We start from the raw sequence: 25,324 nt of genomic DNA, 5'->3' as shown, positions 1-25,324 counted from the left end.
CCCGGGAATCGCGGTCTCCCCGGCACCCCGGCCGCCGCCGCGGGGCCCGCGATCACCGCCGCGGTCCGGCAGCCGCCCGCCCGGCGACCCTGCGGTGGAAACGGCTGCGCGAGCCGCTCCCGCCCGGCGGCCCCCGCGGTGGAACGGCTCCGCGAGCCGCCGGACGCCCACCGGCCGGGTGCGCGACGCCCCGCTCCGGGGCGACACGCCCACCGGGAGCGGCGGGCGTGGTCCGGCAAGCCATGGAGCCGGTGTACCGACGTCGGACGTCCCACTACGTCACGAGGAGTCTCCCGCGATGAACGTGAGGTACGCAGGACGCAGCACCCTGCGGGACATGACGGCCTACCGGGGCTCGGAGTCGTCGAACGCCGAGGGAGACCCGCCCGTCGCCTTCGACCTGTCCAGCAACGAGCTGTTCCTTCCCCCGCTGCCCACCGTGCTGTCCGTCATCGAGGAGGGCTTCACGCGACTCGCCCGCTATCCCGATCCCACCGCACGGGCACTGACCGGGGAGATCGCCGGTCATCTGCGCGTCGAGGCCGACGAGGTGGCGGTCGGCCCGGGAAGTGCGGGCGTGCTCCAGCAGATCCTTCTCGCGCTGTGCGGTGAGGGCGACGACGTCATCTACGCCTGGCCGGGGTTCGACGCGTATCCGCTGCTGGTCGCCATGTGCGGCGCGAGCAGCATCCATATTCCGCTGACCGCGTCCGGACACCACGATCTGGAGGCGATCCGGGCCCGGGTGAGTGCCCGGACCAAGGTGGTGATCCTCTGCTCCCCGCACAATCCGACCGGGACCATGATCGACGACGCCCGACTGCGCTCTTTCCTGCGGTCGTTGCCGGACCACGTGGTGACGGTGCTCGACGAGGCGTACGTGGAGTTCGACCGCGGCGGCGACCCGCCGGGCCGGTCGGAGGTGATACGGGAGCACGGCAACACCGTGCTGCTGCGCACCTTCTCCAAGGCGTACGGGCTGGCCGGCCTGCGGGTCGGCTACGCGGCCGGATCGCGGCAGATCATCGCCACCGTCCGCAAGGCCGCGTTGCCCTTCGGCGTGACGCACCTCGCCGAACGGGCCGCGATCTCCTCCTTGCACAGTGCGGCCGAACTGCGCGACCGCCTGCACGCGGTGAGCGCCGCACGCGAGGAACTGACCGCGGGCCTGGCGGCATTGGGGCTGCCCGTCCTGCCGTCCCGGGCCAACTTCGTCTGGCTCCCGCTCACCTGCGCCGCCGAGCCGCTGGCCCGGGCCGCGGCGGCGGCCGGGGTCAAGGTGCGGGCCTGTCCCGGACAAGGTGTGCGGATCTCGGTGGGAGGGGCCGCGGCACACCGGCTGCTGCTGACGGCGCTCGACCGGACCGACCGCGCCAACTGGTCCTGACCATCCGCCCGTTCGACGTGCTTCACCTCGCTCCCCCGTCCACCGCAACCCCGCGCGGCTTCCGCCATCGACAGAAATCCTAGGGTAGGAATCCTGTGAAACTCCTGATGATCTCCATGCCCTGGCAAGGGCTCGACACACCGTCCAGCGCGCTGGGCATCCTGGGGCAGTGCGTCCGCAAGAACGCCGCCGGCTGGGCCGTCGAAGAGCTGTACGTCAACATGCGCTGGGCCGAATACCTGATGCGTGAGAGCAACGGCACCATCTCGTCGGCGGATTACCAGAAGGTCGCGGACCAGGTGTTCCACGGCGTGGGCGACTGGGTGTTCACACCGGCGCTGTACGACGTGGACGCCTACAAGGCCGACGAGTTCTCCGAGTTCCTCCAGCAGCGGGACGTGGACCCGCTGGTCCCGGTCGAGATGCAGAAGTACGCCCGGGCGTTCATCCGGGACATCGCGGCCGAGATCGCCGCCGATCCGCCCGAGGTGGTCGGATTCACGAGCACGTTCATGCAGAACGTGCCGTCCCTCGCGCTGGCCAAGGAGCTGAAGAGGCTCGTACCGGCCATTCGGACGGTACTCGGCGGCAGCAACTGCGACGGACCGCAGGGCGCCGCGCTGCACCGGAACTTCCCGCAGATCGATTTCGCGGTGAGCGGCGAGGGCGAGCGCGCGCTGCCCGCGCTGCTGAACCGCATCGCCAAGGGCACGGCCTTCGCCGACGTCCCCGGGCTCAGCTGGCGGGACGAGGAAGGCCGGACGGTGGTGAACGAGGCCGCCAAGGGGGCGCTGCCGTTCGCCGCGGTGCCCGCGCCCAACTACGACAGCTACTTCCAGGCACTCGAAACCTCCCTGTTCCAGCACAGCGTCCGTCCGAAGATGGTGCTGGAGACCTCCCGCGGCTGCTGGTGGGGCGAAGTCCACCAATGCACGTTCTGCGGCCTGAACGGCTCGAACATCGATTTCCGGAGCAAGGCTCCCGAGCGCATCGCCGACGAGGTCAGGGATCTCGCCGAGCGCCACCAGATCCTCGACCTGATCATGGTGGACAACATTCTCGACATGAAATACCTCACCACCGCCATGCCGGCGATGGCCGCTCTCGACTGCGATCTGCGGATCCACTACGAGATCAAGTCCAACATGACGCGGGACCAGCTGAACAGCCTGCGGGAGGCGAACGTCCTCTACGTCCAGCCGGGCATCGAAAGCCTGAGCAGCCACGTGCTGCGCCTGATGGACAAGGGCGTCAGCGCCGCGCACAACGTGCGCATGCTGCGCGACGGCGAGGACCTCGGCCTGAACGTGACGTGGAACATCCTCTACGGTTTCCCCGGTGAGACCGAGGACGACTACCGCAAGCTGCTGAAGAAGTTCTCCGCGATCGAGCACCTGCAACCGCCGACCGGAGCGTGGCGCATAGCGCTGGAGCGGTTCAGCCCCTACTTCGAGGACCCCACCCAGGGATTCATGTTCCGCCGGCCGGCCGAGATCTACGAGTTCATCTACCAGGTACCGCGCGATCAGCTGTACGACCTCGTCTACCTCTTCGACAGCAGCGCCCAGGGGATCGTCGGCCCCCTGGAGGACGAGCTGAAGCAGGGCGTCGAGGAATGGGCCAAGGCGTACCCGGAGAGCACTCTGTCCTACTGGTCCGACGACCGGGGCCGGGTGGTCATCGAGGACCGCCGCGCCAGCTGGCCGCAGGAGGTCATCGAGCTGGACGAGGTCCGCAGCAACATCTACCTCGGCATGTTCCAGGGCGCCGCCCACGAGGGCATCCGCCGGCGGCTGACCGAGAGCGGATACACCATCGGGGACGCGGACCTCGAGGAGGCGCTCCGCTACTTCGTCGACCGCGGCCTGGCCTTCGAGGACGAGGGGCGCTACGTGAGCGTCGCCCTTGAGGTGGACCCGTACCGGCGCAAGCTGGTCGACGGCAAGGAGGTCGCGGCATCATGAACGACGCGTTGATGGACATCGACGAACTCAGGACCCGGGCTTCGGGCGAAGGACGCGCGGCGGCCGGCGGCCGGCCCGCCGGGGCGACGCTGACGCTCGGTTCCGGCGGGGCCGAACTCCCGCTCGCCGGCGAACTGGCGGCACTGCTGCCCCGGGTGCCGGTCGCCGGGGTGCGGCTGGCGGAACCCGCCGACCTGACGGCGCTCCCCGATCAGGCGATCGTGCGGATCATCGCGTTGCTGCGCGAGTGTTCCTCGATCGGCACCCGGACCGCCTGGTCGCTGACCCTGGGCGCGCAACAGCTCGACCTGATCCCGCGGCTGGACCACCTGCCGGCGCCCGACACCATCACCGTGCGGGAGAACGGGACGTCGTTCGACGGCGAGTGGCGCTCCTCGCGGAGTTTCGGTCTGCTCTACTTCCGCAAGGGGCCGAAGTTCCTGTCCGTCGTCGATCAGCGACCCGAATCCAGCAGCCGGACCATCGTGGACGATCCCGCCATGATGGACGTCTTCCTCCAGGCACTGGAGGCAAGGGCGTGGGCGGAGGTCACCCGGACCGCCCAACTCACCGCCGCAGCCGAGAAGTTGGTGGACCAGGGCCTGATCATGCGGTTCGGGGACCATTGCGTGACCCTTCCGGTGCACATGCGTTCCTGGCCCCTGGGATCGGTTCTGCTCGGCGGAACCCTGGCCTCGGCCGGAAAGAAGTCGGAGACGAACCCGCACGACGCACCGGTAGGCATATGAGCGGGTTCCCGCACCCGTAGCCGAAAGCGGTGGCTACGAGGCGGTCGGCCGGCGGTCCTCACCGTGCAGGACGACCGGCAGCGCGGTGAGCCTGCCGCCCAGGGTGCCGCCGCCGTCGATCTGGCGCAGGTCGGCGAAGGGGACGGCGAGGCGTGCGTGCGGATAGTCGTTGACGAGCACCTCGGTGAGCGCGCGCATCTGGAACAGCGCGAGTTGGGCGCCGATGCAGTAGTGCGGGCCGGCGCCGAACATCAGGTCCGGGCCGCCGGCCGGGCGGTCGGGGTCGACGGTGATACCGAACAGGTCCACCATCACCGGCGTGCCCGGGGGCAGCGTGACCCCGGCCAGTTCGACCTCGACCGCGGTGAAGCGCCACAGCGTGAACGGGGCGGGCGGCTGGCGTTGCAGCACCTCCTGGACGAACTCGTCGAGCGCCTTGCGGTCGCTGCCGGCGGCGCCGTGTTCGAGCAGGTTGGCCACCAGGAAGCCCAGGAACGCCTCCATGGTCGGCTGCCCGGAAAAGATGATCACCAGGATCAGGTAGCGCAGGTCGTCGTGGCCGGTGTCGGCCGGCAGCCGGTCCCGCAGCTCGGCCGCCACCCCGTCGCCCGCCTCCAGCGCCGCGTCGGCGAGCTGGGCGAAGGCCGCCAGGGCGGCGGCGAACGCGGCGGGATCGGGGTTGAACAGGTCCCGGCACGCGGAGATCGCCAGGTCGACGTGCTCGGCGGGCACGCCCAGCACGTCGCCCACCACCGCCAGCGGGAAGCGGATGGTGAAGTCGGTGGTGAGGTCGACCGCGGTGCCCGCCGGCACCGAAGCGGCCAGGTCGGCCAGCAGTGCGCGGGCGATGGCGACCATCCGGTCGTAGTACCGGCTGACACCGCGCGCCGAGAACATCGGGGCGTGCACCTTGCGCAGCGCCGCGTGCGCGTCGCCGTCCAGGGTGGTCACCGACATCTGCTCGGCGACGGGCCGTTCCAGGCCGGACACCCGCGGGTCCCAGTCGGCTGGTGCCATGCCCGGGTCCTTCACGAAGCGCGGGTCGGACAGCACCTGCCGGGCGAGGTCCTCCTCGGTGACGATCCACGCGGGACCGCCGGCGGGCGCCTCCACCCGCACGAGTGGGCCGGCCGCTCGCATCGCGGCGTGCGCCGGCCGGTGTTCGCTGATCCCCCGTTCGACCGGGACGAAGGGGGTGATCGGATCGGACATGAACCCTCCGGTTGAGCGCCGAGGACGAACGGCCCCGATCATCACTTGACCGGGGAGGTCCGTCGCTGCTGTGGGGTGAACGTGTGACGTCGGTCGGGGCCGGACCGGGCGGCGGGGCCGGACCGGGCAGCGGGGGCGGGACGGGACGACGGCGGTGGCGATGGCGGGCGAACGGTCACGGCCTCGGCGACGCAGGGCCGGCACCGGAGGCCAACTCACCCGCACCGAGACTGTTGACCGGTACCGGATGACAACTGACCGGCACCGAAGGGCTGTTGCTCAGTACCGGAGGCCAACTCATCCGCACGAAGAGGCCGTTCACCGGCGTCGACCGACCACCCACCGGCGCCGAACGACCACCCACCCACACCGAAAGGCCGTTCACCGGTGCCGAACCGGCCACCCGCCGGCGCCGAAGGCCATCCTCCGGCGCCGGCCGGCTCGTTCCCGGTTCCGCTCCGCGCTCAGCTGCCCTGTTCCGCCGGGGCCTGGTGCACGGGGCACGTCGCCGGCTCGGCCGACGGGCGCCGCTCCAGCGGCTGTTCGTGGGCGACGGCCACGGCCTGCCGGCCCGGGACGAGGGTGGCGTGCCACATGCGCTGGGCCTCCGGCGCCGGGTCGACGGCCGTCAACCGCACGTGCCTGAGCACCTCGCGGGTGATGACCTTCATCTCCATCGTGGCGAGTTGCGCGCCGACGCAGTAGCGGCGGCCGCCGCCGAACGGCAGGAAGGACTTCTGCGCCGCCTTGGTGTTGTCGCCGAGGAAGCGCTCCGGGCGGAACTCCTCGGGGTCGGGGTAGACCGTGCTGTCCTGGAGGATGAGGGAGAACATCGGGATGGCGACCCAGCCGGCCGGGATCTCGTACTCGGCCAGCCGCAGCGGCTTGTCCAGCAGGCGGCCCATGCCAAAGATCACCGGCCGCGAGCGCAGCGACTCCTTGATGACGGCGTCGAGGTAGACCTCCTCCTCGCCCCGTTCCAGCTCCTCCTGGAGCCGTCCGAGCACCTCCGGGTTGCGCATCAGCCGTTCGAAGGTCCACGACAGGCCGGTGGCCGTGGTCTCCAGGCCGGCCTCCAGCAGGGTCAGCAGTTCGTCGCGGATCTCCTGGTCGCTCATCGGCTGGCCCTCGTCGTCGCGGGCCCGCACCAGCCGGCCCAGGACGTCGGTGGCCTCGTCGTCCTGCTCGTTCCTGCGCCGGGAGATCTCGTCGAACAGGACATGATCGACGGCCTTGGCCGCCTGCATGGCGCGGGTCGTCGGCAGGAACGGCAGGCGTGCCGCCAGCGGTGACTTCTCCGCCCAGCTGCGCAGCCGCGCGGGGGTGAGGAAGAGGGCCGGGGAGCCGCTGGCCTTGGACAGGGCCATCAGGGCGGCCCGCAGCCGGGCTCCCTGGTGGGGGTCGGCGACGCCGAAGACCAGCCGCAGGGTGACCTCCAGCGTGATGGCCTGCATGTGCTCGCGCAGCGCGAACGGGGTGCCGAGCGGCCACGTCCTGATGTCCTGGGCGGCGATCTCGGCGATCATGTCGGGGTAGCCGGCGATGGACCGGCCGTGCAGGGTGGGGCTGAGCAGTTTGCGGTGCCGCCACCATTCCTCGCCGTCGTTCGTGAGCAGCGAGTGCTCCCCGACCCACGGCACGTATCCGGCGCGCAGGGCTCCGGCGCGGCTGCCGTCACCGTCCGTGGCGTAGATCCGGTTGGCCAGCTCCGCGTTCGAGACGACCACCTGGGGCGGGAAGCCGAGCAGTTTCATGCGGAACACCGGACCGTGACGCCGCCGCAGGGTCTCGAAGTAGCGGACCGGGTCGCGCATTTGGATGGTCTGCAGGAAGGCAGGCTGCCGCGATCCGGGGGGAAGGGGAGGCATCGTTTACTCCATTTTCCGGCGTCTGCCCAGTTCAGGGCCTGCGGTCGGTGGCCACGGGGGTCGGTCGGCCGGGAATCCGCCGGCGGCCGGGAAGAACTGAGGGCATGGGGACGGGAGGCGGGCCGAGAGCTGAGGGGAATCCTAGACATGGGCCGACCGGGAGCCGCTTCGGGGTTCACCAGTCACTAGGGAAACCCATAAACAAAGGAGATGGCCGGATGGCGGCCGTGCGGAGTCTTGCTACGTTGTGCGACGACTTCACCGCCGGACGAGCGCGCTTTCGCCCACAGGGCTCGAATCATCGAGGGGTTTCATGCGAACCATAATCGCCGAGAGTCCTCCCGATGAGGTCGCGCTATTAGCAGGTGGCAAGGGAAAACATCTCCACGAACTCTCGGGATTCGGGCTCGACGTCCCGCGGTGGGCCGTGGTGGGTCTGGACGTATTCGAGGAATACGTCGCCGCGCTCGACGGGTCGGGGCGCGTCGAGGCGTTGCTCGCCGACGTCACCGAGGAGACGGCGGGGCGGATATCCGGTCTGCTCGCCGGGATCATCGGGTCGGGAGATCTGGGTGAACGGGCCGCGTCGGTCGTCGAGGACGCGTACGCGCGGGTGGGCGGCGGCCGGGTGGCGGTGCGTTCCTCCGGCGCCGAGGAGGACGGTGCGCAGCACTCGTTCGCCGGGCAGTTCGCCACCCATCTGAACGTCTGCGGGCTCGACGAGGTGACGGCGTACGTCAAGAGCTGCTGGGCGTCGGTCTTCAGCGAACGGTCCCTGCACTACCGGTTGCGGCACGGGCTGCCGTTGCGCGGGGCGGGCATCGCCGTCGTCGTGCAGCAGATGGTGGACTCCGAACGCAGCGGGGTCATGTTCACCGCCGACCCGGTGAGCGGCAACCGCGGGCGGTACGTGGTCAGTTCGGTGTACGGGCTGGGCGAGGGCCTGGTCTCGGGGGCCGTCGACGCCGACACCGTGGTCCTCGACGCGGCCTCCGGCGAGGTGGTCGAGACGGTGCTGGGCGACAAGGGCGAGCGCTACCACGCGGACGCCGCGGGTTCGGGCTGCCTGGTCAGCGAGGTGCCGGCGGCGGAGCGCGAGCGGCTGTCGCTGACGCCGAAGGAGCTGGCGCGGCTGCACGAGGCCGGGGCGCGCATCGAGAGCGCCTTCGGCACCCCGCAGGACATCGAGTGGGCGCTGGCCGACGACGTCCTGTGGATCCTTCAGACGCGTCCCGTCACCGCGCTGCCGCAGCACGTCGCGCCGGCCGACCGGACGCCGAGCGAGGGCGAACTGCGGATCTGGGACAACGCCAACATCGTCGAGAGCTTCTCCGGAATCGTCTCGCCGCTGACATACAGCTTCGCGGCCCATGTCTACGGCACGGTGTACGAAAGCTACGCGCGGAGCCTGCGGGTTCCCCGGGCCGGGCTGCGCGAGATCGAGGAATGGGCTCCTCACATGCTCGGCTATTTCCACGGCCGGGTGTACTACAACTTGCTCAGCTGGTACCGGATGGTGCGCATCGCACCGTTGTACAAACTGAACAGGAAAGTCCTGGAGATCGCCATCGGTGTCGAGGAGGAACTCGACGACGACATGGCGGAGGCGATTTACCCCTATACTTTCTCGTCGTCCTTGACCGGCCGGCTGAGCCGGGCCCGGACGGTCGCCGCTTTCGTACGCCGTTTCCTCACGATGAACCGCTCGGTGGAGCGTTTCATGGCGTACTTCTACTCGGCGTACGAGGAATTCGACAACGTCGACTACGACGCGATGGAGGGCCAGGACGTCTACCGGCGTTTCCGTGCCCTGGAGAAGGACCTGCTGGAGAAGTGGGGTCCGATGCAGGCCCTGGACGCGGCGATCCTGTGGTCCATCGGCGGGCTCGCGCTGCTGAACCGGCGCTGGCTGCCCGACGCCCCCGAGTGGCTCACCTGGAGCGCCGCGAGTCCGGGACCGAAGGTGGAGTCCATCGAGCCGGCGCGTGCGCTGGCGCGGCTGGCGGCCACCGTTCGGCAGGACCCCGAACTGGAGCGGCTGGTCCGCGAGACCCCGGCCGAACGCACCCACGCCACGCTGCGCGAGGGCGGCCACACCGCCTTCCTGGCGGCGGTCGACGAGTACGTGGCCGCGTACGGCTACCGCAGCCTCGACGAGCTGAAGCTGGAGGTGCCCGACCTGCGGGAGGACCCGTCGACCCTGTTCGCCCTGGTGCGCACCGCGCTGCCGGAGGTGGACACCGACCCGGCGGGGAAGGCCGACGCCTACCTCGACACCCGCCTTCGCGGGCCGCGCCGGTGGCTGCACGGCGTCGTGCGCCGCAAGGCGCAGAGCTCGCTGTACAACCGGGAGCGGCTGAGGTTCTGCCGTACCCGGGCGTTCGGTTCGGCGAAGCGGATGCTGCGGGCGATGGGCCGCGACCTCGCCCGGATGGGGGCGATCGACCACTGGAACGACGTGTTCTTCCTGCACCTCGACGAGTTGCGGGGCGCCTACGAGGGCTCGACCGGGCACACCGGGCTGCGCAGCCTGGTGGAGTTGCGCAAGCGGCAGCGCGCCGAGGACGAACTGCTCTCGGCGCCCTCCCGGTTCACCACGCGCGGGGCGCCCTACTGGCGGGGCAATCTGGAGCGGGCCGGCTTCTCGGCGGGCCCGGCGGTGCGCACCGGCGTGCAGGAGTTGCGCGGCACGGCGTGCTGTCCCGGTGTGGTGGAGGCCCGCGCGGTGGTCACCGACACCCCGGTCGACGTCAACGGCGGTGTGCTGGTGACCTACCGCACGGACCCGGGCTGGGTGGCCGCGCTGCCGTCCGCCTCGGCGCTGGTCATCGAGCGGGGCAGCCCGCTGACGCACGTGGCGATCGTCGCCCGGGAGCTGGGCATTCCGACGGTCGTACAGGTCAAGGGCGTGATGGCGGAGTTGGAGACCGGGATGCGCGTGCGGGTGGACGGGGCGGCGGGGACGGTGACGATCCTGGCCGAGGCGCCGGACGCGCCCGGGACGGCGAAGGACGCGGACCATGAGTGACCACCTGCTCGCCTGGCTGGCGGAGCCGGCCCGCACCGGCCCGGGCGCCGACGACCGGGGCATCCACCTGGCGGACGACCGGGGCGGCTGGGTCTTCCACCCGTACCGCGAACTCGCCGCCTCCGCACGGCGGGTGGCCGGGTCGCTGGCCGCGCTGGGCGTGGGGCGCGGTGACGTGGTGTGCGTGCTGCTGCCGACCGGCTACCCCTGCCTGTCGTCGCTCTTCGGCGTCTGGGCGGCGGGCGCGACGGTCTGCCTCGTGCCGCCGCCGGCGTTCGCCGCGGAGGCGGAGTACGTCGAGCACGCGGCGGGAATCGTGGAGCAGGCCGCGGCCGCCGTCACCATCACCGCGGAGAGTCTCGCGCCGCTGGCCGCGCGGGTGCTGGCCGCGGCCGGTCGCGACCGGGAGCCGTGGATCTGGCGGGACGACGGCCAGGAGGCCGCCGTCCGCGAGCCCGGTGAGTTGGCCCTGCTGCAGTTCACCTCGGGTTCCAGCAGCCGGCCGCGCGGGGTGCGCGTCAGCTGGGCGAACCTGGAGGCCAACATCCGGCTGATCCGCGAGCGGCTCGGCTGGCGGGCCGGCGACGCCGCGACCTCCTGGCTGCCGCTCCACCACGACATGGGCCTCATCGGCTGCCTGCTCACCCCCACGAGCCTCCAGGACGACCTGTGGCTCATGCGCCCCGAGCAGTTCATCCGCGATCCGGCCCGCTGGCTGAGGACGTTCGCCGTCGCCGCGCACACGGCCGCGCCGCCCTTCGCGTTCGAGTACGCGGCCCGGCGGCTCGGCGAACGGCTCGGGGAGCTGGACCTGTCGGCGTGGCGCAACGCCATCATCGGCGCCGAACCGATCGTCCCGCGCATCCTGGAGCGCTTCGCCGAACTCGCCGCGCCCGCCGGTTTCTCCCCTTCCGTCTACCTGCCGTCCTACGGCCTCGCCGAGGCGACGCTCGCGGTGACCGTCGGCTCCGGCGACGCCGCGGCGCCCACCGTGCGCGTCGACGGCGGCGGCCTGCGCTTCGGCGCTCCGGTCGTGATCGCGGCGGAGCGCCGGTTCGGCAGTGCCGAGTCGCCGGACGACGGCGAGGACGGCTGGATGATCGGCTGCGGGCGCCCCGGCGGCGGGGTGGGCGTGGCGATCGTCGACGAGGACGGGTCGCCGCTGCCGTCCGGGCACCTCGGCGAGATCGAGGTGACGGGCCCTTCGGTGACCGGCGGCTACCACGCCGGGCGCACCGGCTCCACGCGGTACACCGGCGACGGCATCCGGACCGGGGACGCCGGGTTCCTGCACCGGGGCGAGCTGTTCGTGCTCGGCCGGATGGGCGACAGCCTCAAGGCGCACGGGCGCAGCGTCTACATGGAGGACCTGGAGTCGAAGGTGGTCTCCGCGACCGGGATCGCGCGGGAGAAGTGCGCGGTCGTCGGCGTCGAGGGCAGCGGCGGCGCCACCGTGACGCTGTTCGCGGAGAGGACGGCCGGCGCGTGGGTGGAGGACGCCACGAGGGCACTGCGCGGCGCGCTGTCGGACGAGGTCGCCATCACCGTCGTCGTCGGCCGCAGCGGACTGATCAGCAGAACCTCCAGCGGGAAACCGAAGCGCCGCCACATGTGGGAACAGCTGCGAGCAGGCCGCCTGAAGGACGCGCGTGTCCTTGAGGCCACCGACACCACGACCGGGAGACCCGCGTGATCCTCAGCGAGGAGTACCTGCAGAGCCTGCTCGACAAGGCCTATCCGCAGATCCGTTCGGTGGCCGACTGCGCGGTGGTGCTGGAGGGTTCGATCGCCGAGGGCTTCGGCAACTCGTCGTCCGACATCGACTTCCTGCTGATCGCCGACAGCGACGCGGACCTGCCGACCATGCCGTCGCTGCTGTTCGTCGACGGGCGGCGCGTGGAGATCAGGACCCGTTCGGTGCGGCAGGTCGCGGAGCAGTTCTCCGCGGTCACCGCGGCCGCGGCCGGCCGGCCGGGGGCGGCACCGGAGGATCTGCTGAACCGCTGCCAGCGGCTGCTGCGCAGTTTCCCGCTGCGCAACCCGGAGCTGGTGGCGAAGGTCAAGGGGCTGATGTCCTTCGACGACTTCCAGGACACCGCCCGCGAGTGGTGGGCGCACGCCGCGCGCCAGTCGGTCCGGTACGCGCTCGTCCTGCGGCAGCTGGGCGAGGAGCGGGAGGCCGCGGCGTGGACCGAGGCCGGACTGCTCCAGGCCGTGAAGTCCTGGGCGGCGGGGCGCGGGGAGGCGTACCTGGAGCCGAAGTGGCTGCCCATGCAGCTGGACCGGATCGGCGACCACCCGCTGTGCGCCCGCTACCGGGCGCTGGCGTCGCTGGACGTCTCCGGTCTCGACGCGGCCGACTACGTCACCGAGGGTGCCCGACTGACCGTCGACCTGGGCGTCACCGGTGCCGAGCCGGAGGCCGGGCGGATCACCGTGGCGCGGGCCGGTGCGGTGACCACCTGGCAGACCGGTGAGCGCGTGCACGTCGTGCGCGGCCAGCAGGACGTGTTCGTCCTCGGCGACCGTGCGGCGCGGGCGTGGCGTTCCCTCGTCTTCGGGCGGACCCTGGAGCAGACGCTGGCCACGGCGCAGGTCGCGGGCGTGCCGCAGGCGGGGCCGCTGATCGCCCAGTTCCTGCGGTTCGGCCTGGTGCGGGCGGCGTGGAAGGGCGAGGGGACGATCGTCCCCCGCATGCCGCTGGCGGCGCCCTCCGGCGACGTCACACCGCCGCCGAGCACCGCGCGTCCCGTCGTCGGCATCGGCGGGGCGGCGGCCGGCGGCGCCGAGGCGGTCGACCTGGTGCCGGTGCCCGCCCGCCGGTTCAGCGCCGCCGCGATGACCCTGGTGTGGTCCAACGTGCTGGTGGAGAACGCCCGCGAGGACCTCGTCGGCGCCCTCGACCGCGGGCAGTGGAGCGTCGCCCAGCTCAGCGCCCGCCGGATGCTGCGGTTCTCGCTGCGCGGGGTGCTCAGCGCCTACGCGGTCAACCCGCTGCCGCCGGACTCCGAGGTCGTGCGCCGGCTGTCGCTGCTCCCGGCCGCGGCGGACCTCGACGAGATCCGGGCGAGCGCCCCGTCCTTGGAGACCCTCACGGTCGCCTGCGACACCGAGGGGGCCGCCGCGCTGGCGGCGCTGGACGACTTCGTCGCCCTGGTGCGCCGGGCCACGGGCGCGCACAGCTTCCCGTCCTCGTTCGGCTCCTCGGACGGATGGCGGCAGACCCTGGAGATCGGCTACGACTGGCTGCGTCTCGGCGCCCACCTCAACGCGGACCTGCCCATCGACGAGGCGAGCGATCTGCTGTCGAGCGGAGGGGCGCAACCCCATGCCACCTCGGTCTGACGCTGCTGGAGGAACGTTGACGTCCCACCCGAACCCACCCTGCCCCACCGAGGACGCGACGCGGAGCACGGTGTACGCGATCGTCGGCGCGATGGCGCCCATGACGGGCGTCGAACTGGCCGACGAGACCACGCTGGTGGCGGATCTGGCCTACGACTCGCTGCGGCTCATCGAGCTGACGCTGGCACTCGAACAGGGCTTCGGTCTTCCGGAGCTGCCCCAGGAGGAGACGGCCATGGTCACCACGCTCGGCGACATCGTGCGCATGGTGGCCGCGGCCCGGCGACAGGAGGCGGCGCGATGAGGCGGCGGCTGAGGGTCCTGGTGACCGGCGCGGCCGGACTGGTCGGCGCGGAGGTCACCGCCCGGCTGGCGGCGGCCGGCCACGAGGTGACCGCGCTGGTCCACCGCACGCCGGTGCTGGTGGGCAACGACGGCACCCCGCTGGAGGCGGCCGGCGTCAGGTGCCTGACCGCAGATGTGACCCGGCCCCGGCTCGGCCTGTCCGAGGCCGACCACGAGGCGCTGGCCGGCGGGATCGACCGGATCGTGCACTGCGCCGCGATCACCGACTTCGGCCGCCCCGAGGAGGACTACCAAAGGGTCAACGTCGACGGCACCGCGCACGTGCTGGAGCTGGCCCGCGCCGGCGGTGCCGACCTGGTCCACGTGGGCACCGCCTACGTGTGCGGTGAGCGCGACGGGCTGATCCTCGAGACGGAACTGGACGAGGGCCAGCGGCTCGCCAACGCCTACGAGGCCAGCAAGCTGCGGGCCGAGACGCTGGTGCACAAGGCCCGGGCCGACGGGGTGCGCTCGGCCGTGGTGCGCCCCAGCATCGTCGTCGGGGACGAGCACACCGGCGTGGTGCGCGACTACAAGAACATCTACGTCGTGCTGAAGCTGACCACCGAGGGCAAGGTCCGCTCCATCCCCGGCCAGTACGAGGCACGGCTGGACCTGGTGCCCGTCGACTACGTGGCGGACGTCATCACACAGGTCACCGAGCGGTTCGACGAGGCGGCCGGCCGCACCTTCCACGCGGTGGGCGCTCCGCTGACGCTGCGGGACTTCTCCGACGTGATGGCCGAGTACCCCTCGTTCCAGGTGCCGCGGTTCGTGCCGCCGACGAGCTTCGACCTCGGGCGGCTGCCGCGGGAGGAGCGGGTGTACTACGAGCGGGTCGTCGCACTGTACGAGAGCTACTTCCGGCGCCGGATGGCGTTCGACGCCTCCAACACCGCGCAACTGGTCGCCCGTCCGGCGCCCGGCGGCGGGCAGGACTTCCTGCGCCGGCTGATCGACCACTGCCTGGAGTCGGGCTACCTCGGCGCGCCCCTGCCCGGCGTCGCGGACGTGCTGGCCCGGCTGGACCTCACGGGAGCGGATGTGTCCGGTCCCGCCGCGAACGACGCGAACGGAGCCGGCCGATGACTGGCGACACGGTGGACGCCCGCCCCTTCGGCGACGAGGTCTCCCCCGCCCTCAGCTGCGACCCGCGCAAGCGCGCCCTGTTCGCCGCGGACACCTACTTCCTGGAGAGCGTCGAGCAGTTGGGCGCGATGACCGCCGACGTGGACGGCTTCCTGCACCGGCACGCCGCGCTGCTGCTCAAGCCCGACGCGGTGGTCAGCCGGCAGATACCGGCGACGGTCGAGTGGCTGGCCGCGAACGGCCTGCGGATCGTGGCCGCGGAACGCACCCGGCTCACCCGGACCACCGTGCGGTCGCTGTGGTACTACCAGTGGAACCTGGCCACGCCGCAGCGGCGCCGGCTCGCGGACCTGTTCATGGACTCGTGCGACGCGGTGGTGCTCGTCGTACGCCCGCAGACCGACGAGGCCGGGGCCGTGCCGGCGTCGGTCGTCGTCACCGAACGCAAGGGACCGACCGACCCGCTCGCCCGGGTCCCCGGCCAGCTGCGGTACGCCATCGGCCGCTACAGCTTCCTGCTCAACCTCGTCCACACTCCCGACGAACCGGCGGACGTGGCACGGGAGTTGGGCATCCACTTCGACACCGCGGCCCGCGAGCGGCTCTACGCCGACGCGCTGTCCGGCGAGGACCGCTCCGGGCGGGCGCTCGAACTGGCCGAGCAGCTGCACGCCGAAGTGCCGCAGCGCGATCTGACGTTCGAGCCGGCGGCGGAGCGCCTGAAGCAGGCGGTGCTGGAGGCGGAGGAGTCCATGCCGCCCGGCGCGGTCCGCGACGAACTGCGCGCGGCCCGGCTGACCGCCTGGTCCCCGGAGGGCTACCAGCGGCTGCTGGAGGCCGTCTGGCGGGCCGGTCTCCCGCTCGACACCTGGGACGTGGTGATCGTCGGCACCCATGTCCTGCCGATGAAGCGCAAGGGTCTGGCCCCCGTGCTCGACGGGGTCAGCGTGTCCGACTGGCAGCTCCACATGGCACGGCTCACGGCCGGGCAGCCCGCGTCCAGGTAACCAGGAGGAGAAGCATGGACACGGTGGAGTTCAGCCGTACGGTGCCCCGGGAGCTCGTCCACCGGCTGAGTGTGGCGGAGGTGCTGGTCACCGGCGCGGTCGCCCGGGACGAGGACACCCTCGACGTGGGGACGCAGATCCCGCGCTCCCACGCCTTCTACCGCGACACGGCCGGGTGCCGGCACCTCTACGACCCGATGGTGCTGGTGGAGGCGGCCCGGCAGACGCTCATCATGCTGGGGCACGAGCTGTTCGACATGCCCTTCGGCACGAAGTTCATCCTCCGCGAGATCGCCCTGCGCGACGCCGACCCCACCGCGCTGGCGGTGTGCGGCGTCCCCACCGAAGTGGTGCTGCGCTGCCACATCCTGCGCCGCTTCCGCGGCCGCGCGGGTGTGAGCGGGGCACGTCTGCGCTACACCGCGCTGGTCGGCGACCGGGTGGCGGCGACGCTGGAGTGCAGCATGTCCTGGGTACCGCCCGACCGGTGGCAGGCGATGCGCGACGAGGGACGCACGGAGCTGGGGCTGGCCCCGGGCCTGGTCATCGACGCCCCCGAGCCGCCGCCGCGCGTCGGGGAGCTCCTGGTCGACCGCCGCGACCCCGCCAACGTGGTCCTGTCCTCCTTCCGGGTCCCGCCGGGCGACCGGACGACGGGAACCGCGCGGCTCGTCGTCGACACCGGCCACCCCGTGCTGTTCGACCACGTCGTCGACCACGTCCCCGGCATGCTGACCCTGGAGGCGTTCCGGCAGCTGGGCATCGCCACCGCCGTGGCCACCGGGGCACTGCCGTCGGCGTCGGCCCTGCTCACCGGGGTGAACGCGCGCTTCACCGGGATCGGCGAACTGGATCTGCCGATCAGCTGCGAGAGCGTCCTGACCCGGACCGACGGGACGAACGCCGTCCTGCGCTGCGCCCTGCGGCAGGAGGGACGCACCGTCGCCGAGGGCGAGGTATGCCTGACCGCCGTCGCCGAGGGTGAAAAGCGCCCGGCCGGCACCGGCGTGGGCGAGGTCCACCTGACCGGCATCGGCGCCGGCGCGGAGGCGGGGACGAGATGACCACCGCCCCCGTCACCCTCGACATCGACGGGCTGCTGACCCGTACGCCGACCGTGCGCCGCAGACTCGACCTGACGCGGCCGGTCCCCCGGCCGCTGATCGAGGAGTGCCTGCGGCTGGCCCTGCACGCGCCCAACGGGGCGAACCGGCAGAACTGGCGGTTCCTGGTCATCGACGATCCGGCCACGAAGGCGGGGATCGCCCGGTACTACAAGGCCGCCTCGGACGCCTACCTCGCGGCCGGTCCCCCGGCGGCGATGAGCGAGCGGGCCGTCGCCGGGGTGCGGTACCTCGCCGACCACCTGCACGAGGTGCCCGCGCTCGTACTGGCGGCCACCCGGGGGCGGCTGCCGCGTGACGCGCCGCTCGCCCAGCAGTCCGGCTTCTTCGGATCCGTCTATCCGGCGCTGTGGAGCTTCATGCTGGCCGCGCGCAGCCGGGAGCTGGGCGCCGCGCTGACCACGGTGCACCTCGCCCACGAACGCGAGGTGGCGGAGCTGCTCGGCATCCCGGCCGACGAGGTGACCCAGGTCGCCCTGCTGGCCGTCGGGTACACGACGGGCGGCCCCGGTTTCCGACCCACCCCGCGCCAGCCGCTCGACGAGGTCGTGTCCTGGAACAGGTGGGAGCGGTGAACACCACCCCGCTGGACACCGCGCCCGGCACCCCGCTCGCCGCCCCGGCCCTGTCCGAGGTACCGGCCCGGCTGGGCCGCTTCGTGCTGCGGATGTTCCGCCCGCAGATCTACGTCACCTACGGCGTGCTGTGGACGCTGGCCCTGGAGGGCGGCGCGGAGCGGCTGGCGGCACCGGCCGGGCACTGGACGCCGTCATGGGCGACCGCGGTGCGCGCGGCGAGCGTGGTGCTGGCGCTGCTGTTCGTCCGGATGGCCGACGAGCAGAAGGACCTGGAGTACGACCGGCGCCACCATCCGGACCGGCCGCTGGTGACGGGCGCCATCACGGTCGCGGAACTGCGCGGCGCCATGGCGCTGATCACCGTGCTGGTCGCCGCCCTGAACCTGCTGGTGTCGGCGTCCTCCGTCCTGCTGATCCTGCTCGCCCTGGGATACACACTGTTCCTGGCCGCGTTGGAGCGCCGCTTCCCGCGCCTGGTCGACAACCAGGTGGCCGGCCTGCTGGTCAGTTATCCGGTGCAGCTGCTGCTGTCGGTCTACCTGTGCGTCTCGCTGGTGACCGGCGGCGCCGTCCACGCCGACGGGCGGCTCGTGGCGCTACTGGCGGTGTTCGCGTGCGTCTTCCTCCAGTTCGAGTTCGCGCGCAAGACCGAGTGGCGGCCCGATCCGCAGGCGCGGCTGTACTCGCAGGTGTTCGGCCCGCGCGGCAGCGCCGCGATCAGCCTGGGCCTGGCCACGGGCGCCGTGCTGCTCGCGCCGGCGCTGCTGGGGCGGTCCGGCCTGTGGCCGGCGGCGGCCCTGCTCTTCCCCGTCCTCGGTGCGTGGCGCTTCCTGCTGCGCCGGCGGCCGTCCGGGCTGGCGCTCCCGGCGATGGGTTTCGTGCTCTTCTTCAACCTGCTGTGTTTCTACGGATCCACGGCGATCGCGATCGGACGGTGAGACAGGTGCGACCGGTGATCATCGACGGGGCACGGATCTTCGACGGAACGTCGACGACGGGCCCCGGCCGGGTGGAGTTCGCCGACGGCGTCATCACCCGCGTCGTCACCCACCCCACGCCGGGGGCCCCCGCGCCGGCCGGGGCGATCGACGGCACGGGCATGACGCTGCTGCCGGGGCTGATCGACGCGCACACGCACGTGTTCGGCGCCGAGAGCAACCTCGAACTGGCCCTGGCCTTCGGCGTGACGACCGAGCTGGACATGTTCATGGGCCCGCCGGAGGAGACCCGGGCCCTGTGCGAACTGGCCGCCGGGCGGCCCGACCTCGCCGACCTGCGCAGTGCCGGGCTGCTGGCGAGCGCGCCGGAAGGACATCCCGCGGTGACCATGCCGGGACTGCCGACCGTCGCCGGCCCCGGTGACGCGGACGCCTTCGTGGCGGACCGTCAGGCGGAGGGCGCGCACTTCATCAAGATCATGGTGGACGACGGCGTCAACCACGGGATGTCGCTGCCCGCCCTGGACCGGGCGACCGTGACCGCGCTCGCCGACGCCGCCCGCCGCCGGGGCCTGCTCAGCGTGGCCCACGTGTCCGCCATGTGGTCCGCGCGGCTGGCCCTCGACAGCGGTGTGGACGTGCTGACGCACCTGCCCCTTGAGGCGGTCGTGGACGAGGAGTTCGTCCGCCGCGCCGCTGAGGACGGTCGGGTCGTCATCCCCACCCTGGCGATCCTGGAGCTGTCGGCGGTACGCACCGGCCCCGGGGTGAACGTCGCGCGGTCCCTGGCGGAGGACCCGCGGATCGCCGGCCACCTGCCGCCGGACGCCCACGCCGCGATCACGGAGGGCGGCGAGGGCCTGTGCGTGGAGCACCCCTCGCCCGAGCACCGTTTCGGGCACGCCCTGTCCAGCGTGGCCCGCCTGCACCGGGCGGGCGTGCCCGTGCTGGCCGGGACCGACGCCAACCACCGGCCGGGGCGGGCCTGCCCGGTCGTCCACGGCGCCAGTCTGCACGCCGAGCTGACCCTGCTCGTCGAAGCGGGGCTGACCCCGGAGCAGGCGCTCGCCGCCGCCACCTCGGCACCGGCCGCGTACTTCGGCCTCACCGACCGCGGGGTGATCGCCCCCGGCCGGCGCGCGGACCTCCTGCTCGTCGCCGGCGACCCCACGAAGGACATCACCGCGACCCGGGCGATCGAGGGGATCTGGCGCGGCGGTGTCCGATTCGACCGCGAGGCGTACCGCAAGCGCACGGCGTCATGAGCGGCAGCGGCTCGAGCCGTAGCGGCCTGAACGGTAGCGGTACGAACAGTGGCGGCCGGAGCGATGGCGGCACGAGCAATGGCGGCCGGAGCAGCAGCGGCCGCAGTGCTGGCCGCCGGAGCGGCAGCGGCTTGAGCGGCGGCGGTACGAGCAGTGGCCGCCGGAGCAGTGGCTGCTTGAGTGCCGGCCGCAGCGATGACGGCTTGAGCGGCCGCAGCGCGTACGGCGGCCGTGCGAACGGCCCGATCGACCTGACGGGCGACCACACGAAGCGGAGAACGCCATGACCGACGGATCCGGACTCCTCACCGGTGTCAGCAGCACCGCACTGGTCGTGGGCATGGCCCGCGCGGCCGAGAGCGAACGGGCGGACCGGCTGTTCGACGACCACCTGGCCCGGCGCTTCCTCGACGCCGCGGGCGCCGGGCAGCAGGCGGTCTGGAGCAAGGGGCGGGGCGACGGGTTCGCCGAGGCCATGGGCGACTACTTCGCGCTGCGCACCCGGTACTTCGACGACTGGTTCGCCCGGGCCGGCGCGGCGGGCTGCCGCCAGATGGTGCTGCTGGCGGCCGGCCTGGACACCCGCGCCCACCGGTTGGACTGGCCGGCCGGGACCCGCCTGTTCGAACTGGACCAGCCCGACCTGCTCGCCTTCAAGGAACACGTCCTGCGGGATGAGGAGCCGCGCTGCCGGCGCGAGGTGATCGCGGCGGACCTGCGCGAGGACTGGACCGTGCCGCTGGCCGAGCAGGGCTTCCGCGCGGACGAGCCGACGGCCTGGCTGGTCGAGGGGGTGCTGGTCTACCTGTCCGAGGAGGACGCCAACGGCCTGCTGGCCCGGATCAGCGCGCTGTCGGCGCCGGGCAGCCACCTCGCGGTGGAACACGTCACCCGGGCGATGGTCGAATCGGACCAGGCCAAGGTGGCGGCGGCCGCCGAGCCGGAGGGCGCCGTGAAGCTGCTGTCGACGCTGTGGAAGAACGAGATGACGCGTTCTCCCGGCGACTGGCTCGGCACCTACGGCTGGGACGCCGCGGAGGAGCCGCTCACCGACCTGGCCCGGCGGCACGGCCGCGCCGTTCCCCCGGCGTTCGACCCGGCGTCGCCCGGCACGGGCCGCGTCAGCCTGTTGACAGCCGTCCGGTGACCGCGGGCGGCCGCCCGGCGGCCGCTCCTCGAAGCTCGCCGGGCCCCGCTCCCCACCGTTCCCCGCACCCCGCCGGACGCGTGACGCGCCGGCCGGCGACGGCCGATGACCGACCGCACATCAGCATCCGCGGTCCTCCGGGACCGCCTCACCCGCTAAGGACACGCATGCCCGGCCACATTCTCGTCCTCACCATTCCGGCGCAGGGGCACATGCGCCCCGCGCTGGCGGTCACCGAGGAGCTCGTCCGGCGAGGACACCGCGTCAGCTTCCTGACCCCGGAGAGCTTCGAGCCCGCGGTGAAGGCCACCGGCGCCACCGCGATCCGTTACGAGAGCCTGCTGACCGAGGCCCTGGGCCCCGGCCAGTACAAGACGCTCACCTCCGACCTGCTCGCCTGGTCGGCCGTGCTGTTCCTCCAGGAGAGCACCCAACTGGTGGCGCTGGCCCAGGAGCTCTTCGCCGGCGACCTGCCGGACCTGGTGCTGTACGACATGATCGTCGCCCCCACCGGCCGGGCGCTGGAACAGCTGTGGGACCGCCCCGCGGTGCAGTCCACGCCCTCGATGGCGTCCAACGCCAACTACTCGCAGGTGCGCGCGGTCCAGCTGCGGTCCGGGGTGCCCGACGAACACCCGGCCGTCGTCGAACTGCTCAGCCGGGCCGAGAAGTTCGCGGCCGACCTGGGCATCAACGCCTCACCGGGGTACCTGGTGGACTGGGGTGCGGACAAGAGCGTGGTCTACGCGCCCCGCGAGTTCCAGCCGTTCGGGGAGACCTTCGGGGACGAGACGACGTTCGTCGGCCCCTGCCTCTCCCCCGAGTACACCGCGCAGACCTGGCAGGCGCCCGGGGACGGGCTGCCGCTGGTGATCATCTCGATGGGCACCCTCTACAACCACCAGCCGGACTTCTTCCCGCTGTGCGTCCGCGCGTTCGAGGGCCAGCCCTGGCACGCGGTGATCACCGTGGGCAACGGCCTGGACCCGGACTCGCTGGGCCCGTTGCCGCCGAACGTCGAGGTCCTGCGGTGGATCCCGCAGCTGGCCGCGGTGCGCGAGGCGGACGTCTTCGTCACCGCCGCCGGGCTGGGCAGCCTGATGGAGTCGCTGTACGCGGGGACGCCGCCGGTGCTGGTCCCGCAGGTGCCGGAGACCCGGGTGCTGTCGGACCGGGCGGTGGAGCTGGGGCTCGGCACGCTGCTGAACGCGGCGGACATCACCGAGGAGACGCTGCTGTCCGCCGTACGCCGGACGGCCGCGGACGAGGGGCTGCGCGAGCGGGTGCGGCACATGGCCGGCGTGCTGGAACGGGCCGGCGGCGCTGCCCGGGCCGCGGAGGCCCTGGAGGCCCGGCTGCCGTGACCCGGCGCCCCGCCCCGGCGGGGTCCTCCCACCGGGTGCCGGCCGGACAGGCCCTGCGGGGCCGTCCGGCCGGCTGCCCGGCTCAGGTTCTCAGCTGAACCGGATGATCGCGGCGCTGCCCGCGGGCACCGTGACCTTCGCGGTCCGACCGTCGACGGAGACCGGAGTGGACTGCGGCGTCGGGAAGGCGCCGTGCGGGCCGACCTGCTGGCCGCCGAGCGTGATGCCCGACGTCGCGGCCAGGCCCGCCGAGGACGAGGTCGTCAGCGCGGTGAGCTGGCCGGCGGCGAAGTCGCCGCCGAGGTTGAGCGTGACGGTGCTCGCGCCGTTGCTCGCCGGGTCCTGGACGTTGTCGAGCACGACCGTCAGGTGCTGGCCGTCGCTCACCGCGTAGGCGCGCACGTCCGCCGGGTCGGGGTTGTCCAGCGTGGCGAAGCGGCCGGTGCCGACGAGTTCGGTCGCGAGCATGCCGTAGTAGAGCGGTTTGGCGGTCAGGTCGCCGGTGCCGGGGCACAGCGGTGAGTACGGGTCGCAGCCGGCGGCGTTGGTGCCGTCCATGAAGTCGGCGTTGACGATGCCCTGTTGTGCGATCAGCAGGCTGTAGTCCAGCGCCCACAGCGCCGAGGCGAACGCGTCGCTCACCCCGGGGGTGCCGGCGCAGACCACCGAGTTGGTCTCGGTCATCGCCGCCGGGACGCCCAGTTGCGCGGCCGCGGTGAGCGCCGCCTGCGCGTTGGCCGTCTCGTACTGCGTCGAGCCGGTGCCCAGCAGTTGCGGGATGGTGGCGGTCGAGGTGCCGCAGGCGCTCGCCGGATAGGTGTGGTCGGAGATCTCGGTGACGTCCGGGTTGCCGGCGTCGAGCGCGGCGAACCCGCCGAGCCACGAGCTGTGGTTGGTCTCGGCGTCGGGACCGGTGATGCCCACGCCGGGCACCGCCTTCTCGATCGCGGCGACGTAGGACTCGAAGTCGGAGTAGTACGCGGAGACGTCGCTGTAGTAGAAGTTCGGCTCGTTGCCGATCTCGATCGCCTGAAGCGAGTCGCCGAAGATCTGCCGCGCGTACTTCGCCTCGTCCGCGGCCCTGGCCGCGTCCGGGTGCTCCAGGTTGACGGCGAGGATCACCTTCCAGCCGGCGTCCTGCACGATGGTGGCGAGGTGTTGCAGCTTGTCCGGGGTGATCGTGCCCCCGGTCGCCCAGGACGGCGCGGTCTCTCCGGTGGAGGTCCAGAACGTGGTGTCGCCGGAGTTGCCGCCGACGCGGACCACGCCGGTGTCGCCCAGGGTCTTCAGGTAGCCGCCGAGGTCCGTGCTGGCGTAGCTGTCCGTCGCGACCGTGCCCGCCCCGAAGGAGAACCCGACGAACCCGGCGTTGAGCTGCTTGCCGAGTTCGTCCGGGTGCACGGTGATCGACAGGCTGCCGGCCGACGCGCTGTCGGCGGGCGCCACGGTGGCGGCGTGGACCGGGCCGGAGCCGATCAGCGTGGCCCCGGCGACGGCGGCGGCCACCGCGAAGGTGGCGATGCGGGTGCGTCCGAAGTGTCGTGTACTCAGGGAGGGTTTCACGCATCCAACCTCGGGCGAGTCGTGCTCATTGGCAAGAGAGAAGACGGCAAAATTTCATGGAAGTGACCACTGTTCACAGGTGTGAACGAATGCAATGACCAATGTGAGCTGCGTCACATTACGACGCGTGGTCTGGCGCCGCCCGATCCCCGGGTGTCGGCTGAACCCGGGCACCACTGGTCGTCGTTGACAGCACGTCAACCGATCGGCTCCGCCGCCCCGGTCCGGCACCCGAAAAGCCGGTCCGAGCAAGCCCCGCAGGCCGGCACACGCACCACGAACCGCCTGATCAGAGCCGCCCGCAGCACTCGGAGAACGCACCGCAGAACCCAGGCGGCGCCGACGCACAGCGCAGTACGCCGCCTCGGCCCGAACCGCTTCGGCGACACCGCCGGAGCCGTTCCCACGCTCAACGGAATACGGAACCGATCACGCTGAGAAACCATCAGCGGCTCGCGAGGCGGCGCTTGCCGGACTCGTTGACACGGATCGGGGCCGGTGTTTATCTCAGAAAACGAAAGGACTAGACCTATCAGGTCCAGTCCCCCAGGGACCGGAGGGAACCCCCATGTCCAAGCTCTCCCGCATCCGCTTGGTCGTCGCAGCCGCCTGTCTGTCCGGTGTGGTCGGAGTGCTGGGCGCCACGCCCGCCGCCGCGCTGGACAGTACGGTCGCGCCCGGCGGCAACTTCGACCTCTCCACGTGGGAGCTGCAGGAGCCGGTCGGCTCCCCCGGGTCGCCGACCACCATCCTGCCCTCGCAGCTGGAAGGCGCCGACGGATACCAGGACTCGTACTTCTACACCGGCTCGGACGGCGGGATGACGTTCTGGGACCCGGAGAGCGGCGTCACCACGCCCAACTCCAACTACGCCCGCTCGGAACTGCGCGAGATGAACTCGGACGGCAGCGCCGCCGACTGGGCGCTGAGCGGCAACCACACCCTGACCGCACGGGTCCGGGCGATCTCGATCACCTCCAGCACCTGCGTCGGCCAGATCCACCTCGGCTCGGGCGGCAGCTCCACCAAGCCGCTCGTCGAGCTGTACTACCACTCCAACGGCGATGTCGTGGCCGGCATCGAGAACTCCCCGTCCGGCGGCCAGACCACGCACACCCTGGGCAACGTGCCGATCGGCAGCACCTTCGGCTACACCCTCGCCGTCAGCAACGGCAACACTTTGGAGATCACCGTCAACGGCAGCACGACGAGCTACTCGATCCCCTCCTCGTTCGACCAGTACCACCAGTACTTCAAGGCCGGCGACTACAACCAGTCCTCCTCCAGCAGCACCACCAAGGGCGCGCGCATCGTCATCTACCAACTGCACGTCACGCACAGCTGACCCCGT

Annotated in this window: 19 protein-coding genes; 16 read left to right on the top strand and 3 right to left on the bottom strand. The window is 72.0% G+C overall.

Going from position 1 to position 25,324, the window contains the following annotated elements; all coding sequences use genetic code 11:
- Window positions 1–298 precede the first annotated feature (298 nt).
- The 3 genes from POF43_RS01040 (at window position 299) to POF43_RS01030 (ending at window position 4,100) form a co-directional block, all read left to right on the top strand.
- The gene (locus POF43_RS01040) at window positions 299–1,387 is read left to right on the top strand and encodes a histidinol-phosphate transaminase (protein WP_271321964.1); all 1,089 of its coding nucleotides are present in this window, start codon (window positions 299–301) and stop codon (window positions 1,385–1,387) included.
- A gap of 95 nt (window positions 1,388–1,482) precedes the next feature.
- The gene (locus POF43_RS01035; protein ID WP_271321963.1) at window positions 1,483–3,351 is read left to right on the top strand and encodes a RiPP maturation radical SAM C-methyltransferase; all 1,869 of its coding nucleotides are present in this window, start codon (window positions 1,483–1,485) and stop codon (window positions 3,349–3,351) included.
- Window positions 3,348–4,100, top strand: coding sequence for a DUF5825 family protein (locus POF43_RS01030; protein ID WP_271321962.1), 753 nt, complete (start codon window positions 3,348–3,350; stop codon window positions 4,098–4,100). Before POF43_RS01035 ends, POF43_RS01030 begins: the two co-directional genes overlap by 4 nt.
- A 33-nt stretch (window positions 4,101–4,133) precedes the next feature.
- Here the strand turns inward: POF43_RS01030 and POF43_RS01025 are convergent, their stop codons facing one another.
- Both POF43_RS01025 and POF43_RS01020 read right to left on the bottom strand, forming a co-directional pair.
- A complete protein-coding gene (locus POF43_RS01025) occupies window positions 4,134–5,312 on the bottom strand; it encodes a cytochrome P450 (RefSeq protein WP_271321961.1) in 1,179 nt (392 codons plus the stop codon).
- A gap of 464 nt (window positions 5,313–5,776) precedes the next feature.
- A complete protein-coding gene (locus POF43_RS01020) occupies window positions 5,777–7,180 on the bottom strand; it encodes a cytochrome P450 (RefSeq protein WP_271313920.1) in 1,404 nt (467 codons plus the stop codon).
- Between the two features lie 313 nt (window positions 7,181–7,493).
- Here POF43_RS01020 and POF43_RS01015 point away from each other — a divergent pair, with 313 nt between their 5' ends.
- From POF43_RS01015 to POF43_RS00960, 12 genes are all read left to right on the top strand, one after another.
- A complete protein-coding gene (locus tag POF43_RS01015; RefSeq protein ID WP_271321960.1) occupies window positions 7,494–10,208 on the top strand; it encodes a phosphoenolpyruvate synthase in 2,715 nt (904 codons plus the stop codon).
- Window positions 10,201–11,901, top strand: a complete 1,701-nt coding sequence (locus tag POF43_RS01010; RefSeq protein WP_271321959.1) for an AMP-binding protein — start codon at window positions 10,201–10,203, stop codon at window positions 11,899–11,901. The genes POF43_RS01015 and POF43_RS01010 overlap by 8 nt, the downstream gene beginning before the upstream one ends.
- Window positions 11,898–13,553 carry a hypothetical protein gene (locus POF43_RS01005; protein WP_271321958.1) on the top strand — a complete coding sequence of 552 codons (1,656 nt, stop codon included), beginning with the start codon at window positions 11,898–11,900 and terminating at the stop codon, window positions 13,551–13,553. Before POF43_RS01010 ends, POF43_RS01005 begins: the two co-directional genes overlap by 4 nt.
- A 91-nt stretch (window positions 13,554–13,644) precedes the next feature.
- Window positions 13,645–13,857: a phosphopantetheine-binding protein gene (locus tag POF43_RS01000; protein WP_271321957.1), complete on the top strand. Its 213-nt coding sequence runs from the start codon at window positions 13,645–13,647 to the stop codon at window positions 13,855–13,857.
- A complete protein-coding gene (locus tag POF43_RS00995) occupies window positions 13,854–14,987 on the top strand; it encodes an SDR family oxidoreductase (protein ID WP_271312809.1) in 1,134 nt (377 codons plus the stop codon). The genes POF43_RS01000 and POF43_RS00995 overlap by 4 nt, the downstream gene beginning before the upstream one ends.
- Complete coding sequence (locus POF43_RS00990) at window positions 14,984–15,994, top strand: nucleoside-diphosphate kinase (RefSeq protein WP_271321956.1); 1,011 nt, start codon at window positions 14,984–14,986, stop codon at window positions 15,992–15,994. Before POF43_RS00995 ends, POF43_RS00990 begins: the two co-directional genes overlap by 4 nt.
- Before the next feature lie 14 nt (window positions 15,995–16,008).
- Window positions 16,009–17,058 carry a ScbA/BarX family gamma-butyrolactone biosynthesis protein gene (locus POF43_RS00985; RefSeq protein ID WP_271321955.1) on the top strand — a complete coding sequence of 350 codons (1,050 nt, stop codon included), beginning with the start codon at window positions 16,009–16,011 and terminating at the stop codon, window positions 17,056–17,058.
- Window positions 17,055–17,693, top strand: a complete 639-nt coding sequence (locus POF43_RS00980) for a nitroreductase family protein (protein WP_271321954.1) — start codon at window positions 17,055–17,057, stop codon at window positions 17,691–17,693. The genes POF43_RS00985 and POF43_RS00980 overlap by 4 nt, the downstream gene beginning before the upstream one ends.
- The gene (locus POF43_RS00975) at window positions 17,690–18,634 is read left to right on the top strand and encodes a UbiA family prenyltransferase (RefSeq protein WP_271321953.1); all 945 of its coding nucleotides are present in this window, start codon (window positions 17,690–17,692) and stop codon (window positions 18,632–18,634) included. Before POF43_RS00980 ends, POF43_RS00975 begins: the two co-directional genes overlap by 4 nt.
- Before the next feature lie 5 nt (window positions 18,635–18,639).
- Window positions 18,640–19,899, top strand: a complete 1,260-nt coding sequence (locus POF43_RS00970) for an amidohydrolase family protein (protein WP_271321952.1) — start codon at window positions 18,640–18,642, stop codon at window positions 19,897–19,899.
- A gap of 283 nt (window positions 19,900–20,182) precedes the next feature.
- The gene (locus POF43_RS00965) at window positions 20,183–21,046 is read left to right on the top strand and encodes an SAM-dependent methyltransferase (RefSeq protein ID WP_271312815.1); all 864 of its coding nucleotides are present in this window, start codon (window positions 20,183–20,185) and stop codon (window positions 21,044–21,046) included.
- Window positions 21,047–21,213: 167 nt separating this feature from the next.
- On the top strand, window positions 21,214–22,410 hold the full coding sequence (locus POF43_RS00960) for a macrolide family glycosyltransferase (protein ID WP_271321951.1): 1,197 nt from the start codon (window positions 21,214–21,216) through the stop codon (window positions 22,408–22,410).
- A gap of 90 nt (window positions 22,411–22,500) precedes the next feature.
- On the opposite strand, the gene POF43_RS34740 is transcribed toward POF43_RS00960, so the two are convergent.
- On the bottom strand, window positions 22,501–23,973 hold the full coding sequence (locus tag POF43_RS34740; protein WP_271321950.1) for a glycosyl hydrolase family 79 C-terminal domain-containing protein: 1,473 nt from the start codon (window positions 23,971–23,973) through the stop codon (window positions 22,501–22,503).
- A gap of 568 nt (window positions 23,974–24,541) precedes the next feature.
- Here POF43_RS34740 and POF43_RS00950 point away from each other — a divergent pair.
- Window positions 24,542–25,318 carry a polysaccharide lyase family 7 protein gene (locus POF43_RS00950; RefSeq protein WP_271312817.1) on the top strand — a complete coding sequence of 259 codons (777 nt, stop codon included), beginning with the start codon at window positions 24,542–24,544 and terminating at the stop codon, window positions 25,316–25,318.
- The last annotated feature ends 6 nt before the right edge of the window (window positions 25,319–25,324 follow it).

The organism is Streptantibioticus silvisoli, assembly GCF_027947535.2.
Taxonomy (GTDB): domain Bacteria; phylum Actinomycetota; class Actinomycetes; order Streptomycetales; family Streptomycetaceae; genus Streptantibioticus_C; species Streptantibioticus_C silvisoli.
This window is presented reverse-complemented; position numbering and strand designations above follow the sequence as displayed.

What these genes read in the sequence shown, in the direction of transcription:
- POF43_RS00960 (WP_271321951.1), top strand. Translation starts at nt 21,214, where the DNA reads ATGCCCGGCCACATTCTCGTCCTCACCATTCCGGCGCAGGGGCACATG.
- POF43_RS00980 (WP_271321954.1), top strand. Translation starts at nt 17,055, where the DNA reads ATGACCACCGCCCCCGTCACCCTCGACATCGACGGGCTGCTGACCCGT.
- POF43_RS00950 (WP_271312817.1), top strand. Translation starts at nt 24,542, where the DNA reads ATGTCCAAGCTCTCCCGCATCCGCTTGGTCGTCGCAGCCGCCTGTCTG.
- POF43_RS00965 (WP_271312815.1), top strand. Translation starts at nt 20,183, where the DNA reads ATGACCGACGGATCCGGACTCCTCACCGGTGTCAGCAGCACCGCACTG.
- POF43_RS01030 (WP_271321962.1), top strand. Translation starts at nt 3,348, where the DNA reads ATGAACGACGCGTTGATGGACATCGACGAACTCAGGACCCGGGCTTCG.
- POF43_RS00985 (WP_271321955.1), top strand. Translation starts at nt 16,009, where the DNA reads ATGGACACGGTGGAGTTCAGCCGTACGGTGCCCCGGGAGCTCGTCCAC.
- POF43_RS00995 (WP_271312809.1), top strand. Translation starts at nt 13,854, where the DNA reads ATGAGGCGGCGGCTGAGGGTCCTGGTGACCGGCGCGGCCGGACTGGTC.
- POF43_RS01015 (WP_271321960.1), top strand. Translation starts at nt 7,494, where the DNA reads ATGCGAACCATAATCGCCGAGAGTCCTCCCGATGAGGTCGCGCTATTA.
- POF43_RS01020 (WP_271313920.1), bottom strand. Translation starts at nt 7,180, where the DNA reads ATGCCTCCCCTTCCCCCCGGATCGCGGCAGCCTGCCTTCCTGCAGACC.
- POF43_RS01010 (WP_271321959.1), top strand. Translation starts at nt 10,201, where the DNA reads ATGAGTGACCACCTGCTCGCCTGGCTGGCGGAGCCGGCCCGCACCGGC.
- POF43_RS00990 (WP_271321956.1), top strand. Translation starts at nt 14,984, where the DNA reads ATGACTGGCGACACGGTGGACGCCCGCCCCTTCGGCGACGAGGTCTCC.
- POF43_RS01025 (WP_271321961.1), bottom strand. Translation starts at nt 5,312, where the DNA reads ATGTCCGATCCGATCACCCCCTTCGTCCCGGTCGAACGGGGGATCAGC.
- POF43_RS01000 (WP_271321957.1), top strand. Translation starts at nt 13,645, where the DNA reads ATGGCGCCCATGACGGGCGTCGAACTGGCCGACGAGACCACGCTGGTG.
- POF43_RS01040 (WP_271321964.1), top strand. Translation starts at nt 299, where the DNA reads ATGAACGTGAGGTACGCAGGACGCAGCACCCTGCGGGACATGACGGCC.